Here is an 18613-nt window from a genome sequence, read left to right on the forward strand (position 1 = left end):
CCCGTTTTTCGAAAAATGAGGGCATTAGCTGCCAGCTCGCGCTTGGGGTTTAAGGCATCTCACACTTCATTAGTTTCCCAAAGTAACCAAATCGGCGTATAGTTGCTTTAGGCAAGCAAAAGTGAGGTGTCTTTCATGGCTGTCGCATCCAGCACGGCAACCGAACTCGTCCATCAGATCTTCGATCTTCAGCGGGTCCTGCGTTGCATCGTGACCGCAAACATCGCGAAGGATGCCGACGTCGGGTTCGCCCTGCAAGGGGTAATGCGCTTCATCGGGGAGGGGGAGTCCAGGGCCACGAATCTCGCCTCGCGTCTCGGCGTCAGCCCGCCCGTCCTCAGCCGGCACATCGCCGAGCTCGAGGAACTCGGTCTGGTGGTCCGGCGCCCCGATCCGGCAGACGGCCGGGCCCAGTTGGTGGCCCTGTCCGAAGCCGGCATCGAAAAGGTCAGGGCCTTCGAAGAACAGCGCAGCCTCAACTTGCGGGCCTACCTCGCGGAGTGGAGCGAGGAAGACGCCTTGGAGGCAGGGCAGGTCCTGGCGAAACTCACCACTTCGCTCAACCACTCAGTCCGGGCAACGGCGGCCGGCTCCCACCACTTGAACCACACAGCTTAGGAGCAGCAGCAATGGCAACCCGAATACAAGAACGTTCGACGGCGGTGCCGGCATCATCCGCGCCCATGACGCACCGCCAAATCATGGAAGCCTTGACAGGCCTCCTCGCGGCCTTCTTTACCGCCATCCTGAGCAGCACCATCGTGGCGAACGCACTGCCGACCATCATGTCCGATCTCCACGGCACACAAACGGACTTCGCTTGGGTCATCACCGCTGCGCTGCTGGCCAACGCCGCCACCACACCCATCTGGGGCAAGCTCGCCGACCTCTTCGACAAGAAGCTGCTTGTCCAGCTGAGCATCGTGATCTTCGTGGCCGGCTCCGTCATGGCCGGCTTTTCCCAGAGCATTCCCTTCCTGCTGACCGCCCGAGTTGTCCAGGGCATCGCCTTGGGCGGCCTCACAGCACTTGCCCAGGCGATCATCGGCACCATGATTCCGCCGCGTGACCGTGGCAAGTACTCGGGCTACATGGGCGCCGTCATGGCGGTCGGTACCGCAGGCGGACCGCTGCTCGGTGGATTCATCGTCGATAGCCCGCTCGGCTGGCGCTGGACCTTCTTCGTCTGCGTGCCGCTCGCCGTCGTCGCGCTCATCCTGCTCCAGGTGACCCTCAAGATCCAGCACATCAAGCGCCCGGCGAAGATCGACTGGCTTGGTTCCATTCTGTTGACCTCGGGCGTCAGCCTGCTCCTGATCTGGGTCTCCTTCGCCGGCAACCCGGACTACTACGACTGGATCTCCTGGCAGTCCGCCCTCATGGTAGGCGGCGGCGTACTTCTGCTGGCCCTGCTGGTGCTGGTCGAATCCAAGGTGGCCCAGCCCATCATCCCGCTGAAGATCATCTCGCAGCGCACCACCGCTTTGGCGATCCTGGCCTCCGTGGCCGTCGGTATCGCAATGTTCAGCTCCTCCACGTTCCTGGGCCAGTACTTCCAGGTGGCCCGCGGCGCTACGCCCACCGAGGCCGGCCTTCTGACGCTGCCCATGATTGCAGGCAACCTCTTGGGTTCTGTGGCGTCCGGCCAGCTGATCAGCCGCTTCGGGAAATGGAAGCGCTTCCTCCTGGCAGGCACCGTGCTGCTCGCCGGCGGCCTTGCCTTCACGGGCACTATCGACCACACCACCGCGCTGTGGGTCACCTGCTGCTACACCGCGATCTTCGGCCTAGGCCTTGGCTTGCTGATGCAGAACCTGGTCCTCGCGGTCCAGAACACCGTCCGGGCCCAGGACATCGGCACGGCCAGCGCATCCGTCGCGTTCTTCCGCTCCGTGGGCGGCGCGATCGGCGTGTCGGTGCTCGGTGCCATCATGGCCACCCACGTCAAGGACCTTGCTACCCAGGGATTCGCCGCGGCCCATATCCCGGTGAGTGGCGGCTCCAGCGATGCAAGCATGGATCTGACGGACTTGCCCGCCCCGATCCGGGACATCATGCGAGCCGCCTATGGCGATGCGACCGCCCAGATCTTCATGATCTCGGCAGTCATTGCCCTGGTCGCGTTCATCGCCGTGCTGTTCATCAAGGAAGTCCCGCTGCGGAAGACCGTGGACGCTTCACCGGAGAAAGAACTGCTGGCGAACGCTTCCGGCGAGGCCGCCATGACACTGGACACCTCTGCGATGCCGATTGTCGAATCCACGGACCTTTCCCAAGCGGCCGACGACGGAGGCACCCCCTTGGGTGCCAGCCGTGCCCGTGCTGCAGCCGAGAAGGAGCACGACGACCTGGATCTTGAGTTCGCCCGGATCCTGACGCAGGAGCGGCCGGACCCTGCCGCTGGCCTGCGCGAAGTCCAGGACCAGCTCGCCCGGACCCAGCGGCTGCTTGCCGAGCAACAGCTTCAGCTGAGCAAGGCACAGCGGGAGCTCCAGGCGCGGGTGCACGAACAACTTGCCACCGCTGAACAACAGGCACGGACCGCCGAAGAGCTGGCCGCGCTGCGCAGAGAGCTCAAACGCGAGCGTCGCCGCCAAGAAAGGGCAGCCCTGCTGCTGCTTGCAGGCGATGCCTCGAGGTCAGCGGAAACCGGCCGGCACGCGGGCTAACGGGGGTATCGCGCACCATACAGGCCACGTACGTCGCAGGGATGATATTTGACTATCGATATTTTGTTGAGTCAACGGATTTCGTAGAGTTGGGGGACTGATACTGTCAGCGCCTGTTGGTATCTGTATTACTCATAGGTTCTCAACCCATTCGCGCACTCTCTCATTAAGGATCCGTGGGCATGCTTGTCACCCTGATACGGCGCTACTCCAAGCCGTATTTGCCGCAGATAACGGCCGTCATCATCTTCCAGTTGGCGTCCACCATTGCGACTCTGTACCTTCCAAGCCTTAACGCCAAGATCATCGATGAAGGGGTATCCCGGGGGGATACCAACTACATCTGGCAGACCGGTGCCCTGATGCTCGCCGTCGCCCTCGGCCAGGTTATTGCGGCCATCGCGGGGGTCTATTTCGGCTCCCGCGTAGCCATGGCCATGGGCCGCGACTTGCGCAGGGACGTCTTCCGAAAGGTCAGCAGCTTCTCCGCTAAGGACGTCAACAGCTTCGGCGCACCCACGTTGATTACCCGCGGCACCAATGACGTTCAGCAGGTGCAGATGCTCATGCTGATGGGCCTGAACTTCATGGTTTCCACACCCATCATGTGTGTCGGTGGCATCATCATGGCCTTGCGCGAGGACCTCAGCCTGTCCTGGCTCGTCTGGGTCTCAGTTCCGGTCCTCGTGGCCGTGGTCGGGTACCTGGTGGTCAGGCTCATGCCGCTCTTCCGCTCGATGCAGAAGAAGATCGACGCCATCAACGGCGTCTTGCGGGAACAGATCATTGGCATCCGTGTGGTGCGGGCCTTCGTCCGCGAACCGTACGAGGCCAAGCGCTTCGGTGACGCCAACAAGGACCTCACCTTGGTTTCGGTCAAGATCGGTAACTTGTTCGTCTTGATGTTCCCGGCCATCGGAATGATCCTGCACCTTTCCACGGCAGCAGTGCTGTGGTTCGGCGGCCAAAGGGTGGATGCGGGCAACATGCAGGTGGGTTCCCTGACCGCCTTCCTGCAGTACCTCCTGCAAATCCTCATGGCAGTCATGATGGGTACTTTCATGGCCATGATGATCCCGCGCGCTTCCGTGTGTGCGGACCGCATCGGCGAGGTCCTCGACGTCGAACCCTCCATTCACGATCCCGAGGCGCCAGTAGCGCCGGCGGAGAAGAAGGGCCGCGTCGAATTCCGCGATGTCACCTTCAAATACCCGGGCGCTGAGGCGCCCGTGTTGAGCAACATTTCCTTCACCGCGGAGCCGGGCCAGACCCTCGCGATCATCGGTTCCACCGGCGCCGGGAAGACCACCCTGGTGTCGCTGCTGCCGCGCTTGTATGACGTCGCGTCCGGCGACGTCCTGCTCGACGGCGTTCCGGTCACCAGCCTGGACCGCGAGGAAATCACCAGCCGGGTGGCCACAGTGCCGCAGAAACCGTACTTGTTTTCCGGAACCATCGAGCACAATCTACGCTTTGGCAAGACTGATGCCACGGACCAGGAACTCTGGGATGCCTTGGAAACAGCCCAGGCCAAGGACTTCGTCATGGAGAAGACTTCCGGGCTCAACCGCAGGGTAGCTCAGGGCGGCACCAACGTCTCCGGTGGCCAGAGGCAGCGCCTCTGCATCGCCCGGGCCCTGGTGACGCAGCCGAAGGTATACCTCTTTGACGATTCCTTCTCGGCCCTGGATGTGGCTACGGATGCCCGCCTTCGCCGGGCCCTTAAGGAAAAGACGCAGGACGCTACGGTGATCATCGTGGCGCAGCGCGTCTCCACCATTGCGGATGCGGACCAGATCCTGGTCCTGGACAACGGGAGAATCGTTGACCGGGGCACGCACGAGGAGCTCCTGGACACGTCACCGACTTACCAGGAGATCGTCGAATCCCAGCTGAGCGCGGAGGAAGTGGCATGAGCGAACAGAATCAGCAAAAGCGTGGCTGGGCCGCGAAAGCCGAAGCAGCGAAAGCGGCACGGTCGGCTCGGGAAACTGCGGAAGCGAAGGACGCAGACGCGGCCGGTGCCGTGATCGTGGCAGACGATGACGACATCGAAGAAACCGAATACACGCCAGGTGAGGCCGACGGCGGCATGTTCGGCAACTTGCCGGCCAAGAAAGCCAAGGCTTTCGGGCCATCGGCCAAGCGGCTCCTGGGACTGCTTAAGCCCGAGGCCGCGGGCGTGGTCTTTGTCATCGGCCTCGTGGTGGTCTCGGTGGTCCTGAACGTCATCGCTCCGAAGATCCTCGGCAGCGCCATGGACGTGATCTTCGGCGGGGTCATGGGCAAGCAGTTGCCCCCCGGCGTGAGCCAAGAGGCCTTCGCAGAAGGCCTCCGCCAAGCGGGCCAGAACAACTTCGCGGACATGGTCTCCAAGATGGAGCTCACCAACGGGATCAACTTCTCCAAGCTGACGTTCCTGATCTCGATCGTGCTCTTGATGTACTTCGTGGCCAACATCTTCCTGTGGGCCCAGGGCTTCATCCTGAACAAGATCGTCATGAAGGTCATCAACCGCCTCCGCAATGACGTTCAAGCCAAGCTCAACCGCTTGCCCCTGAACTACTTCGACACCCGCCAGCGCGGCGACATCCTCTCCCGCGTGACCAACGATGTCGACAACGTCCAGCAAGGACTGCAGCAGGCGTTCGCGCAGCTGGTCAGCTCGGTGCTGACGGTCTTCGGCATCACCATCATGATGTTCATTGTTTCCTGGCAGCTGGCACTGATCGCGTTGGTTGCCTTGCCGCTTTCGGGCGTCCTTGCCGGCGTGATTGGCTCGCGCAGCCAGAAGCTCTTCGCCGCCCAGTGGAAGAACACCGGTTCCCTCAACGGCCAGATCGAGGAATCGTTCTCGGGCCACGAACTCGTCAAGGTCTTCGGGCGCGATGCTGACATGCTGGAACGCTTCGACGAGCGCAACGAAGCCCTCTACAAGGCCTCGTTCGGGGCGCAGTTTGTTTCGGGCATCATCTTCCCGGCCATGAACTTCGTCTCCTACCTCAGCTACGTGGGCATCGCCGTCGTCGGTGGTTTGCGGGTGGCTTCCGGTTCCATGAGCCTCGGCGATGCCACGGCGTTCATCCAGTACTCGCGTGAATTCACCCAGCCCCTCGGCCAGATCGCGGGCATGGCCAACATGCTCCAGTCCGGTGTGGCTTCGGCTGAACGCGTTTTCGAGTTCCTCGATGCCGATGAGGAGATGCCGGAGAACGCAGCCCGTCACCTGCCCCCGCGCACGGACGGTCACGTTGAATTCGAGAACGTTTCCTTCAGCTATGTTGCCGACAAACCGCTGATCGAGAACCTCTCCCTCAGCGCTGAGCCAGGACACACGGTGGCAATCGTCGGACCCACGGGCGCGGGTAAGACCACCTTGGTCAACCTCGTCATGCGGTTCTACGAACTCAACGCGGGCCGAATTACCCTGGACGGCGTGGACATCAAGGAGTTGAGCCGTTCCGAGCTTCGCTCCAAGGTGGGCATGGTGCTCCAGGACGCGTGGCTGTTTGGCGGCACTATCTACGACAACATCAAGTACGGCAACCTCGACGCCACCGAGGAACAGATCATGGAAGCGGCCAAGGCCACCTATGTGGACCGTTTCGTACGGGCCTTGCCGGATGGGTACCAGACCATTATTGATGAGGAAGGCAACAACGTCAGCGCGGGCGAGAAACAGCTCATCACCATTGCGCGGGCCTTCGTTTCTGATCCCTCGCTCTTGATCCTCGACGAGGCCACGAGCTCCGTTGATACGCGAACCGAACTGCTGCTGCAGAAAGCCATGGCCGCTCTCCGCACAGACCGCACCAGCTTTGTCATCGCCCACCGCTTGTCCACCATCCGCGACGCTGACACTATCCTGGTGATGGAAGACGGCAGCATCGTGGAGCAGGGCAACCACAACCAACTGCTCGCATTGCAGGGCGCGTACTATCGCCTGTACATGTCGCAGTTTGCCGGTGAGGATGCTGAGGAAGCCGTTGTGGATGATTCGACGGCGGTGCACAGCTGAACGCGGATTCCGGAGTTGCAGCGACGACCCAGGAGCCGGGCGCTACGCAAACGCGGGAGCCAGCCCCGGGCCAGCGCATTAAGGTGCTCGTGCCCATGCGTTGGGGAGACATGGACGCCTACGGGCACATCAACAATGTCCAGATCGTGCGCATGCTCGAGGAGGCCCGTATCGCGGCCTTCGGTCCGCCCCGTGGTGCCGGATTGCCCGGGGCGGAACCACCGGTTTCGATCTTCAACGATGTCGAAGATGGGGTCATGACCCTTGTGGTGGAGCACAGGGTCCGGTACATCCGCACCTTGGAATACCGGAACATTCCGGCAGTTGTTGAGATCTGGGTCGGCGCCCTGAAAGGGGCCAGCTTTGACCTCCATTACCTCATCAAAGATCCGGTGACGGACCAGGACTGCGTCAAAGCCAGCACGCATTTAGCCTTTGTGGATGAGTCCACGGGTAGGGTTCGCAGGCTCACTCCGGAGCAAAAACAGCAGCTGGAGCCCTATCGCGCCTAGGGCGCGCCCGCTCGGCTGACCTGGGAAAACCTTCGGTGGCCGGGGACCCACTCTTGCCGAATTCAACGGGCTTCGTAGGGGTCGCTAGTGACGTCCCCTACGAAGCTTCGCCTCATCCCCGCTCCGGTTCCGATCACGGGTGCGAAGGGACCGCCTCGGTCTGGTACGAATTCGCCGACCCACCGTCCGGTGAGCTCTTGCCCGGCCAGACTATCGGCCTGGCCTTGACCAAGCCCATCCACAAGTAGGCCTCCCAGCGCCGTGTAAAGGGCGATCGCCACTGAAAGACTCGGATTGCGATTCGCAATAACCCTTTACACGGCAGCGCCTTGGGTTAAGGTAGATGAAACATCACGATTGAAAATGCCATCTAGGAGTCATAAAGATGCAAATCCTGAGCTTCTCCACTATCACCCTGAACATGGCGGAGTTGGGCTCCCGCAACCCGTTGCCGGCGGTCATCGCGGAATTGGACCAGCCATACAGAATCGGCGACGATGTCCCCGAAGAGCTGCAGGCCGCGGCCCGCTACGGGCAAGTGCCGAACATGTTCCCGTACCTGATGCAGGACGGGTACTCGCGGGAGCTGACAGCCCGCGAAGTGCCCGCGGTGGTGCTGGAGAACAGCAAACTGCGTGCCGTTGTGCTTCCCACCCTGGGTGGCCGGCTGTGGGAGCTCTTCGACAAGGCGTCGGGAAAGCATCTCCTCCACACCCACGGGACCATGCAGTTCGCCAATATCGCGCTGCGAAAGGTCTGGTTCGCCGGCGGCCTCGAATGGAACATCGGCACCCGCGGGCACTCGCCCACAACGTGCGATCCGATGCATACCGCCATCGTCAAGACGCCGGAGGGGCACGAGGTCCTGAGGATGTGGGAGTTTGAGCGCCTCCGCGGGGTGGTCTTCCAAGTGGACATGTGGCTTCCGGAGGACTCGGACGTGCTCCTCACCGCGGTCCGGATCAGGAACCCCCATGACCACGATGTCCCGATGTACTGGTGGAGCAATGCCGCCGTTCCGGAAACGCCCGAAACCCGCGTGATAGCCCCCGCGACCGAGGCTTTCGGAAGCGACTACACCACGGATATCTCCCGTGTCCGGCCCACGGAACACCAGGGCACGGATGCCACATGGCTGGTCAACAGCCCGCACGCAGCGGATTTCTTTTTCGATATCCAGCCGGGGCACCGGCATTGGATCGCCGCGGTAGACCACGACGGCGACGGCCTCGCCATGCTCTCCACAAGCCTCCTGCGGGGGAAGAAGCTGTTCGTCTGGGGCCAGAGCGACGGCGGAAAGCGCTGGCAGGAATGGCTCAGCCCCGGGGCGGGCCCCTACGCCGAAATCCAGGCAGGGTTGGCGCAAACCCAGTTCGAGCATCTGGCCATGCCCGCCCGGGCCGAATGGTCTTGGGTGGAGGCCTACGGAAATGCCAGGCTCGATCCCGCAACCTCCCACAGCCGGAATTGGGATGCGGCGGTGGCACATGCCGGCGCCCGGCTCGAAGACCTTGTGCCTGACGCGGAGTTGGAAGACGCGCTGGCCGAAGCCACGCGGAACTTCGCGCTGCCGCCGGACGAGATGTTGGTGCGCGGTAGCGCCTGGGGTGCTTTGGAGAGCGCCCGACGCCGGCACTCAGGAAAAGCCTGGGTGGACGAAATCGGCACCCCTTTCGCCAATGACGTAAAGCTGGGAGCTGTCGAGGAAACAGGCCCGTGGCATTGCCTGTTGGAAGGCGGGACCTTCACAGGCGCCGGGAGCTTCGTGGCTGGAGCCGATTGGGAAGAACTGCTGGCAAACGATGGGGGAGCGGAAGCCCGGTTCCATCTGGCCACGATGAAGCACGCCCGCCAGGACCTCGGCGGTGCGATCGCCGGATACGGCGCGGCCCTGGGTGCCGACGCCCTCTCGCCACGTTCCAAGGTCCTCGCCCACCGGGGCAGGGCCCTTGCGCTGCTTGCCACCGACAAGACTGACGAAGGTTTGGCTGAACTTGCCGCGGCGAGCCGGCTGGAGCCCTCCAACCTCCCCTTGCTCAGCGAAGCCATGAACCTCAGCATCGGACACGGAAACCCCGCCCAAGCACTCGCCTTGGCAAGCGAGGCACCTGCCGGAATGTCCGACGTCGGACGCGTCCGCTTCCTGACGGCGCTCGCGCTCGCGGGGGTCGGCAGGAGTCCGGAGGCGGCAGCGATTTTGCGGGCGGGCGTCGAGATGCCGGACATCCGTGAAGGTGAAGACGGAATCGCCGCCTTGTGGCAGCAAGTATGCCCCGATGAGCCGGTGCCTGCCGGGTACCGCTTTGCCATGCACTGAACGGGGGCGCCAACTTTCCGGATGCAGGCATCCAGCCAAACCATGTAAGTTGGCAGGGTGACTCCCTCCACCAAAACCCCACTGACCCGTGCACCCGGTATCTCCAAGGAGATCGAAGATGCGGCGTGGTTTGTGTTGGGCCCGGGGCTGCAAGGCAAGGCTTCGGCGCTCGACGCCGCTACCCGCACTTGGACCGTGGACGCCGCCGCCGAACTCTTGGAACGGCTCGAACGCGGCGTCGGAGACTCCAAGGTGCCCATGATGACCAATCTTCGCCGAAACCTGGAAGGGGCATCCCGCGAGGCCAAGTTGCTCGCCGTCGAACTCCTTTTCCTGCAGTCCCTGCCGCTGGCGCATGAGGTCAAGTCGCTCAAGGTCAAGCGCGCCCGCGTTGCCGAGGCCGCGTCCTGGCTCGATCCGGAGCTCGAGCTGCCCCAGGAGCTGTACCAGGGCATGACCGATCACGGCGTCATCCGTGACCGCACCGCGGAGTTCAACTGGACCATCTGGGACCATCTCACGTGGCTCTGCCGCTTCGTGGCGCACGTGGATGGTCAGTCCAACGCGAGCATCAACAAAGCCCTCAAGGACCCGCTGAAATTCCACGAACTCGCGGCGGCCACACCCGAGGACCAGCCAGCCATACGGCGGAGCATCGAATACTTGGCGTGGCCCAGCTACTTCGAGCCTGTGGTGGCGGACGTCGAGCGGCGCGAAATTCGGGACGCCTTCGCCTCGCTCGTTGGCGGTGCCCACGGCGAAAGCGAAACAGACATCACCGCGGACGTCCACCGCATCCGGCTGCACTTGGATGAACAGGCCGGCCAGCGCATCGATTGGTACGATCGCCAGCTCGTCAGCCAGTGGCGCAAAGTGGGAGATCCCGGCCGACGTGCCTGGCTGCTGCGCACCCATCAGGACTCCGCCGAGCTGCTCGCCGCGTGGCGGGACGAGGAAAAGGCAACGCTCGACGTCGAACACCTCCGCGAACTCACCCCCGGTGTGACAGCAGGTGTGGTGCAGCATGCCGTGGACGAGGACTACAAGCATCTGGGCTACGTGGAGCGGGAAGACACCAAAACCGCCGTTTTCGCGTTCCTGACCGTGATGAAGCCTGGCGACCTCGCGCTGTTCCAGAACTCAGGAGCCATCCGGATCGGGGTTGTCCTGGGCGAACCCGAACACAACGAGGACAACCGCCGGCTCCGCCGCAAAGTGCGCTGGTTCGACGAGACGCACCCGATTGCCGAAGCTCCCCGGCACGTCCAGCGCCAGCTCTCCACCTCGGGGATCGTCGTCGACGTCACCCGGGTCATTCAGTCGCTGCAGTCACTCCTTCCCGCCGAAGCCGAATCCGATGGCGAGGACGCCGCCGCCCCGGACGCCGTCGTCGAGCCCGTGATTGAAGGGTTCCGCCCCCTCACTGAAGAGTTCGCAGCGTCCCTCCACATGGAACTCGAGCCGCTCAAGGAGATTGCCGAGCTCTTGGAGGAGAACCGTCAACTGGTGCTCTACGGCCCTCCGGGCACGGGCAAAACCTACCTCGCCAAGCATTTGGCTGCCGAGCTCGCAGGGGACAGCACCGATGAGCGGGTGAAGTTGGTGCAGTTCCACCCCTCCTACGCGTACGAGGACTTCTTCGAGGGGTACCGGCCGGACAAGACCGACGACGGCCAGGTTTCCTTCAAGCTCGTGGCCGGACCGCTGCGGCGCCTCGCTGAAGAAGCCGCGAAGCCCGGGAATTCCAACAAACCATACTTCCTCATCATCGACGAGATGAACCGGGCCAATCTGGCCAAGGTCTTCGGTGAGCTGTACTTCCTGCTCGAATACCGCGACGACCGCATCTACCTCCAGTACAGCCCCAACGAGCCGTTCAGCCTGCCGGACAACCTCTACATCATCGGCACCATGAACACGGCTGATCGTTCCATCGCCATGATGGACGCGGCCATCCGCCGTCGCTTCGCGTTCGTGGAATTGCATCCGAAGGTGGAACCGATCCGCGGTTCGCTCCGGCGGTTCCTCACGGCACGCGGCCTGGACACCCTCAACGCGGACTTGCTTGACGCCCTGAACGACTCCATTGACGATTGGGACCGCGACCTGATGATCGGCCCCTCTTACTTCATGAAGAACGCGGCCCGGAACCCGGCCGGGTTGCGCCGAATCTGGAAATATGAGCTCATGCCGCTCTTGGAGGAGCACTACCACGGTCAATTGAACCGGGCCCAGTTGGAGGAGCGCTTCGGTCTGGACCAGTTGTTGGGTCGACTTGCGGCCCGCTAAGACTGCTCCGCCGCGGCCGGTCCGGGCCCCGGGCATCGGAAAGCCGGCGGTCCGAGCCTCCACGAAGGTCCCGGCCGTCCGGCACATCGTGATGGACGAACTCTCCTGCGGCATCGTGGACAAGCTTGACCCGGATACCGCCGCGCTGATTAACTCCAGCGGGCTCGCGAAGGCTTCGACCATGGGCATGGGCATCTACCGGATCGAGCCCGTGGGCAAGATCGGGTCCGTGCGGACGCCGACCGTCCAGTTCGAGGTACGGCCGAAGGACCGCCTGGGCTTGAGCCGTCTGCTCTTCTTGCTCAGCTACGCCGGGGACCAAGGCTTCCGCGAGGAATCGGTGGCCGCCGTGGAGCACAGGGACTTGTGGAGTGCTCTCGCGGAATCCCTCGCCCAGCTGGCCGAGCGGGCCCTCAGCCGCGGCCCGCTGCAGGGGTACCTCACCGTGGACGAGTCTCTCCGGACGGTCAAGGGCCGTATCCGGATCTCGGACCAGATCTCGCGCCGCCCCGGGATGCTGGTGCCGCTGGAAGTCTCGTATGACGAATTCACCGAGGACATTGCCGAAAACCGCATCCTGCGTGCCGCGCTTGAACGGATGGGCAAGGTCCCTGGAGTGCGGCAGAACGTGCTCAGCCGCTTGCGGCAGCTCAAGGGAAAGCTCGACGCCGTCACGCGGCTGCAGTCCGGGGCGCCCCTCCCGCGGTGGCAGGCCAACCGCATGAATCTCCGCTACCACCCCGTGCTCCGCTTGGCCGAGCTCATTCTGCGGAACGCCTCCGCCGAAGCGGGCGAGGGCAAACAGCAGACCGCCTCGTTTGTTGTGGACATGTCCCTTGTGTTTGAGGAGTTCGTGGGTGTGGCTTTACGTCAGTCCATGCGGGCGCATCCCGGGGAAATGCGGCTCCAATATGGCGCCACCCTCAACGAAGCCGTGCGGGATTCGGACCGCCTCACGGTGCGCCCGGACGCCGTGCATTTCCTGGGAGGCAGGCCCGTGGTGGTGTACGACTCGAAATACAAGGCAGCCACGGATTCCGGGGCATCGCTGAACGCTGACCACTACCAGCTCCTGGCCTACTGCACTGCGCTTCAAGTGCCCACGGCGTGGCTGGTCTACGCGGGCAAGGGAGAGATGAAACTGCGGAGGATCCTCAATACGGACATCGATATTGTGGAGTATCCCTTGGATTTGTCGCAGCCACCGGCGGAGATTCTTGCCGCCGTCACGGACCTGGCCCGGCAGTCCTGGGGAGAAGTCGTGCGACAGGCGCTTCTGTGATGTTCCTTCGGGGCGGCAGCTGGGTTAGCCTGAGGGGGCAGTCTTTTGCAGATGGAGGCACTATGAGCGGCAAGAAGAAGAAATCCTGGAAGGACATGACCCCTGGGCAACGCGCAGGCGTCATGATCGTGGGGGCGGGACAAATGGCGTTGCTTGTGGCGGCACAGCGTAGCATCTCGAAGACCCCGGAGGCCCAGATCAGGGGAAGCAAGGCCCTGTGGCGGGCTGCAAGCTTCATCAACTTCTTTGGGCCGCTGAGCTACTTCCTGTTCGGCCGCCGTCGAGGAACTGCATAAGCTGATCCGCCAAAGCCGAACGGTCCCGCAGCTCGCATTCCCACACGGTGAGAACCTCCCAACCTGAGGCTCTCAGCAGATCCCGCTGCGCGGCGTCGCGCTCCCGGGTGCGGGTTCGTTTGGCTTCCCAGAAGTCCGCATTGGCCGTTGGCGCGTGCTGTCCGGCCTTGCAGTCGTGGAAATGCCAAAAACAACCGTTCACAAAAATCACTTTGCGGCGGCCAGCGAAAACGAGGTCCGGGCTGCCGGGCAACTTCCCGCCCGTGGTCCTGCCATGGAGCCGGTACCGGTACCCCTTGGCGTGCAGGAGCCGACGGACCAAGAGCTCGGGCTTCGTGTTCTTCCCCCGGATCTTGGACATATTCCGGCTGCGTTGCTCAGGCGTCAGAAGATCGTGGCTCTCGCCCATGTCCCCAGTCTACGCAGCGCACCCCGTGACGCTCGCTCACTTTTGTGGGTCTTTCCGCCGACGCTCAATCACATCAGGTGCAGGAGCGTTGCGCGAATAAGGGTTAAAAGTGCAGGAGCGTTGCGGAGGCCGAGGCCGCGATGTCAACTTATTGCTTGAAGAAGAAACGTAAGGTTCTACCCGCGACGGATGGCTGTTAGCATTTCGACCCATGGGGCGAGGGCTGTTTCAGCGAATGGTCGGCATTGTTATCGCGGTAACCGTCGGCACTGCTGCTGCCCTCTTGTGGTTCGCTATTGCCTCAACGGGAAACTCAGCGGTGCCGTCGCGGGCCGAGGGCATCGTCCTTGGCGTCTGGAGCGTGCTCTACGACACCGAGGCACCGCAGCCCCGCGTGATTTTCGCGGCCATCGCCTTCGCGCTTCTGCTTTCCGTTGCCGTGGCCTTGCTAGAGCGGCGCATTGCCAACAGATCGCGTCGCTCCGCGAATCCCCAGACACCGTTGGCTCCAAAAATTGTCATGGCGGAAACCCGCGGAGTGTATGCCGGCCCGGTGACGGTGACCGTCCTGATCCCTGCGCACAACGAAGAAGTTTCGCTGCCGGCGACGATCGCTTCGCTTTTGTCCCAGTCGCACCGCCCGGAACGCGTGATCGTTGTTGCCGACAACTGTACGGATGCAACTGTCGCCCTTGCCCGTGAGGCCGGGGTTGAGGTCTTTGAATCCGTGGGCAACACGAAGAAGAAGGCCGGCGCCCTCAACCAGGCGCTGAAGTGGCTGCTGCCAGGCCAAGGGGATAACGACGTCGTCATGGTCATGGACGCCGATACCAGCCTTGACGACGGATTCCTGGAAGTCGCAGTGGCGCGGCTGAGCAATGACAGGGCCCTGATGGCCGTGGGGGGTCTTTTCTATGGCGAGGAAGGCTACGGAATTATCGGCCAATTCCAACGCAACGAATACATACGGTACTCGCGTGAAATCGGACGCAGGCGTGGCCGCGTCTTCGTGCTGACAGGTACGGCCTCAATCTTCCGTCCCCGGGCCCTGCGCACAGTTGCCCAGAGCCGTGGTGAATCGATCCCGGGAATTCACGGAGACGTCTACGACACAGCATCGCTCACCGAAGACAATGAGCTGACGATTGCTTTGAAGTCCCTCGGCGGACTCATGATTTCACCCATGCAGTGCACCGTGGTCACCGAGCTGATGCCGAACTTCCGCACCTTGTGGGCACAAAGACTCCGTTGGCAACGGGGAGCCCTCGAAAACCTTGGCGCGTACGGCGCCACGCCCCAGACACTTCGCTACTGGGCGCAGCAGTTCGGCATTGGCTACGGAGTCATCGCCCTCAGCGCCTACCTTCTGCTCATTGTCTTGATGGTGCTGTCGCTGGATAACTGGGTTTGGTTTCCGTTCTGGCTGGGAATCGGGATTGTCTTCTCGACAGAGCGAGTTGTCACGGCATGGAAAGGCGGCTGGCGGGCCAGGATCTTGGCGGCTACCCTTTTTCCAGAATTGTTTTTCGATATGTTTCTCAACGTCGTGTACGTCAAGGGAATCATCGACATCTCCCTCGGCCGGCAGGCCAAATGGAAACACCTTAGCCGTGCACAGCCCGGCGAATCCCCGAAGGCTTAAACATGGCTAATTCCGCTTCTCTTCCTACCGGTATCCTCCTTCCCGAGGAAATCTTGCACTCCGATTGGTTTGCGGTTTTGGCGACCTTTGTTGCGATCAATACCTTGATGTATGCAGCGTTGGCGATCGCTAAAATCTTGCCGAAAGTGCACCCCGGCGATTGGATTCACACCCGGAACAAGCGAACGGAGACCCGCAGCATCCACCCGGACGCCCCGGCAGTCAACCCAGCCACCGACTTCCTTAGAGCTCGACGCTGACCGTGCGTGGAGCTTGGAAGGACAGCAGGCGGAGCCACTTGGGTTTCGTGTCTGCCAAACGGATGCCTTGCAGCCCCGCTACGGTTTCCTGCACAACGACGGCGGCCTCCAGTTCCGCGAGCTTCGCACCGAGGCAGCGGTGGATGCCTGAGCCGAAGGCCAGTCCGTAGGCCGTTGGACCTTGGCCCGATGACTCGTGGTTTCCCGTGAGTTCCAGCAGGATCTCGGCCCCGGCGGGTATCTGGTTCCCGTCGAGCACGGTGTCATGGGCAGCAATCCTACGCCAGGTGGGAACGGAAGATTCTGTGGCCAGGATGTGCCGGATGAGGTCCCGGGATGTGGGGCCGGAGGCGGCGTCCCGCCAAGCAAATCCTGTGGATCCCTCGGCAAGCCTGAACAACGCGGTGCTGATCAATTGCGTGGTGGTTTCCTGACCGGCGATCAACAGGAAGTACCCCAGGGAACAGATCTCGGGAGTGCTAAGCCCGTGTTTGGCCAAGGAGCTGAAGAGGTTCCGCTCAGGCGACGCAACCGCTTCGAGGACGAGTTCCCGCAGCCAGCCGTAGAAGTCCGCCGCGCTGCGGGCCAGTTCCAGTTGCCGCCCGGCGTCCGGCCAGCCCCAAAAGAGTTCCAGCGAGTCCAGGCTCCAGGCCTTCAACTCCGCAAGATCGCGAACGGGCAAACCCAGAAGTTCCAGCATCACGATTGCCGGTGGGTATGCTGCCACGGCCTGCACAAGATCCACCTGCCCGGCCGTCTCCAGAATTTTGACCGCAGCAAGCGCGGCATCCCGTGCAATTCCGCGTATACGCGGCTCAAAAGCGCCCACCGTTGCCGGCGTGAAGAACCCCGCCACCACCTTCCGGATGCCGGCATGGGAATCGCTGTGGTTGCTGGCCAGCACCGGCGGCAGGGCGAAGCGGGCACGCTGCAGGACCCGCAAGGACGGTCCGGACAGCGGTGTCACCGCGATGAGGGCGTTCGCCGGGCTGAAGTCTTCAGGCCGCTGCAGGACCTCTCGCACCACCGCGGGCTCCCTCATCACCATGTAGGGACATGTCCGGGTGTTGTTCATGCGGAGACTCCGCTCAACCAGTGTGTGCTCGCTTCACGGAAAGTCACCGGGGGAAGGTCCGCTGCGTGCTCGGGGATCACTCCAAGGAGGGGCCGCAACGCGCCAAGGCTCGCCCGGTTGCCGTGTTCCAGCGAGCCGGGTTCATCCGGCCATGAACCCAGCACCACTCCCTGGATGGCCAGATCCCTGCGTTCCAAGGCTTCGAGCGTCAGTGCGGTGTGGTTCAGGGTTCCCAACGCGGGACGGGCAACCACCACAAAGCTCGCATCCCGTCCAAGGTGCCTGCCCAGATCCGCCAGCGTGCCGCCGTCGGCGTCCAACTCCACGAGAAGTCCACCCGCGCCCTCCACCAGAACGTGGTTGTGGGTGCTGGCAAGTTCGCGGACGCGTGCAGCGTGTGCCGCCAGCGGCGGCAACGTGACCCCGTCCAGCGCGGCCGCGGGCACCGGAGCGAGGGGTTCTTGAAGCACGACGCCGGCCTCGGCCGTGAGCGGTCCGGCCAAGCGGGTGATTTCGGTGCAGTCGGAGTCGCCTGCCGCATCGCCGCTCTGGCACGGCTTGTACACGGCCACCGACCGGCCCTTCGCCTGCAGCGCGGACGCGAGTGCCGCCGTCGTGACGGTCTTGCCGACGCCGGTGTCCGTTCCGGTGACCAGCACTATGTGAGTTAGTTTCACTGAGTTTCCTCCAAGATGCGGCGCAACGTTGCGCACGCGTGGTCGATGTCGTGGGCCGTCAGGGTGGCCCGCGCCGTCAGCCGGAGGCGCGAGACGCCGTCGGGCACTGATGGCGGCCGGAAGCAGCCGACGCGGACTCCCGCCCGGTGTGCTGCCTGGCTTGCCGCGAGGGCAGCAGCGGCAGACGGCATGGGAATGGACTGCACGGCACCGGCCGGTTTCCCGACGTGCGCGACGACGGTCCCCGGCCCCAGGAGCGCCGGCGCAAGTCCCGCCGTGAGGCTGGCTGCGTTCCGGTGGACTGCCACAGCACGCCAGGGTTCCGCGCGAATGATTTCGACGGCGGCCAAGGCTGCCGCTGCCGACGACGGGGCAAGCCCGGTGTCGAAGATGAAGCTGCGCGCCCTGTTGATGAGGTGTTCGCGGAGCAGCGCGCTGCCCAAAACCACGCCACCCTGGCTGCCCAGCGACTTGGAAAGCGTTGCCGTCAGTACGACGTTGGGGTGGCCGGAAAGATCTGTTCCGGCCACCGAACCGTGGCCTTGAAATGCGCCGTGACCCGCAACCCCGAGGCTGTGGGCTTCGTCCACGAGGAGCACTGCGTCGTATTCTTCTGCCAAGGCCAGCAACTGGGGTAGCGGGGCGGCGTCGCCGAAGACGCTGTAGATGGACTCGACGGCGACGAAGGCCCTCGGTTCCGTGCGGTGACGCAGGAGCTGTTCGATTGCGGCAAGGCCGTTGTGCAGGACCGTTTCCACCCTCGAACGGCTCAACCGGAAACCGTCAACGAGGGAAGCGTGAGAATGTTCGTCGGCCACAATGAGGGTTCCGGGACCGCCGAGCGCCGTCGTGACGCCAAGATTGGCCAGATACCCGGAAGAGAAGACCAGCGCGGCTTCCATCCCTGTGAGGTTCGCGAGTCCGGCTTCGAGCTCCAGGTGCAGTGCCGTGGTACCGGCAACCAGCCGCGAGGACATAGCGCCGGTTCCCCAACGGCCGATCGCCTCCCGGGCAGCCTCGGCCAACCTCGGGTCCGTCGCGAGGCCCAGGTAATCGTTGCTCGCCAAGTCCACCGAGGTGTCTGCTGCCTTTCGGGTCGTGGGCGTGCGGACGAGTCCCCGGCGCTCGCGGACCGCGGCCTGCTTTTCCAGCCACGCGTTCATGGAT

The 18613-nt window shown here is 63.2% G+C and carries 14 protein-coding genes; 10 read left to right on the forward strand and 4 right to left on the reverse strand.

Annotated features, from left to right (window positions below; genetic code table 11):
• Positions 1-135 precede the first annotated feature (135 nt).
• The 9 genes from A3M3_RS0110280 (at position 136) to A3M3_RS0110325 (ending at position 13383) form a co-directional block, all read left to right on the forward strand.
• On the forward strand, positions 136-618 hold the full coding sequence (locus tag A3M3_RS0110280) for a MarR family winged helix-turn-helix transcriptional regulator (RefSeq protein WP_028266250.1): 483 nt from the start codon (positions 136-138) through the stop codon (positions 616-618).
• A gap of 11 nt (positions 619-629) precedes the next feature.
• On the forward strand, positions 630-2669 hold the full coding sequence (locus tag A3M3_RS0110285; protein ID WP_028266251.1) for an MFS transporter: 2040 nt from the start codon (positions 630-632) through the stop codon (positions 2667-2669).
• Between the two features lie 182 nt (positions 2670-2851).
• On the forward strand, positions 2852-4585 hold the full coding sequence (locus A3M3_RS0110290) for an ABC transporter ATP-binding protein (RefSeq protein ID WP_028266252.1): 1734 nt from the start codon (positions 2852-2854) through the stop codon (positions 4583-4585).
• Positions 4582-6687 carry an ABC transporter ATP-binding protein gene (locus A3M3_RS0110295; protein WP_028266253.1) on the forward strand — a complete coding sequence of 702 codons (2106 nt, stop codon included), beginning with the start codon at positions 4582-4584 and terminating at the stop codon, positions 6685-6687. The genes A3M3_RS0110290 and A3M3_RS0110295 overlap by 4 nt, the downstream gene beginning before the upstream one ends.
• Before the next feature lie 95 nt (positions 6688-6782).
• Positions 6783-7199 (forward strand): acyl-CoA thioesterase, encoded by a 417-nt coding sequence (locus A3M3_RS0110300; RefSeq protein WP_028266254.1) that lies wholly within the window; start codon positions 6783-6785, stop codon positions 7197-7199.
• Positions 7200-7584: 385 nt separating this feature from the next.
• Positions 7585-9516, forward strand: coding sequence for a DUF5107 domain-containing protein (locus A3M3_RS0110310; protein WP_231497225.1), 1932 nt, complete (start codon positions 7585-7587; stop codon positions 9514-9516).
• 57 nt (positions 9517-9573) lie between these two features.
• Positions 9574-11805 (forward strand): McrB family protein, encoded by a 2232-nt coding sequence (locus tag A3M3_RS0110315; RefSeq protein ID WP_028266257.1) that lies wholly within the window; start codon positions 9574-9576, stop codon positions 11803-11805.
• Between the two features lie 91 nt (positions 11806-11896).
• Positions 11897-13087 carry a 5-methylcytosine restriction system specificity protein McrC gene (locus tag A3M3_RS0110320; RefSeq protein WP_028266258.1) on the forward strand — a complete coding sequence of 397 codons (1191 nt, stop codon included), beginning with the start codon at positions 11897-11899 and terminating at the stop codon, positions 13085-13087.
• 62 nt (positions 13088-13149) lie between these two features.
• Entirely contained in the window at positions 13150-13383 is a 234-nt protein-coding gene (locus tag A3M3_RS0110325) for a PLDc N-terminal domain-containing protein (RefSeq protein WP_028266259.1), read from the forward strand.
• Here the strand turns inward: A3M3_RS0110325 and A3M3_RS27425 are convergent.
• Positions 13325-13792, reverse strand: a complete 468-nt coding sequence (locus A3M3_RS27425) for a very short patch repair endonuclease (RefSeq protein WP_081736766.1) — start codon at positions 13790-13792, stop codon at positions 13325-13327. The two genes, A3M3_RS0110325 and A3M3_RS27425, sit on opposite strands and share 59 nt — an antisense overlap.
• Before the next feature lie 235 nt (positions 13793-14027).
• Here A3M3_RS27425 and A3M3_RS24645 point away from each other — a divergent pair, with 235 nt between their 5' ends.
• On the forward strand, positions 14028-15434 hold the full coding sequence (locus A3M3_RS24645) for a glycosyltransferase family 2 protein (protein WP_231497226.1): 1407 nt from the start codon (positions 14028-14030) through the stop codon (positions 15432-15434).
• Between the two features lie 243 nt (positions 15435-15677).
• Here the strand turns inward: A3M3_RS24645 and A3M3_RS0110340 are convergent, their stop codons facing one another.
• The 3 genes from A3M3_RS0110340 to A3M3_RS0110350 are packed head-to-tail and all read right to left on the reverse strand — an operon-like array spanning position 15678 to position 18609.
• Positions 15678-16769, reverse strand: a complete 1092-nt coding sequence (locus A3M3_RS0110340; RefSeq protein WP_028266260.1) for a cytochrome P450 — start codon at positions 16767-16769, stop codon at positions 15678-15680.
• On the reverse strand, positions 16766-17446 hold the full coding sequence (bioD, locus tag A3M3_RS0110345) for a dethiobiotin synthase (RefSeq protein WP_028266261.1): 681 nt from the start codon (positions 17444-17446) through the stop codon (positions 16766-16768). The genes A3M3_RS0110340 and bioD overlap by 4 nt, the downstream gene beginning before the upstream one ends.
• On the reverse strand, positions 17443-18609 hold the full coding sequence (locus A3M3_RS0110350) for an 8-amino-7-oxononanoate synthase (protein ID WP_028266262.1): 1167 nt from the start codon (positions 18607-18609) through the stop codon (positions 17443-17445). The genes bioD and A3M3_RS0110350 overlap by 4 nt, the downstream gene beginning before the upstream one ends.
• Between the last annotated feature and the right edge of the window lie 4 nt (positions 18610-18613).

Origin of the sequence: Arthrobacter sp. MA-N2 (assembly GCF_000517125.1) — a bacterium.
In the GTDB taxonomy this organism is placed as follows: Bacteria; Actinomycetota; Actinomycetes; order Actinomycetales; family Micrococcaceae; genus Arthrobacter; species Arthrobacter methylotrophus.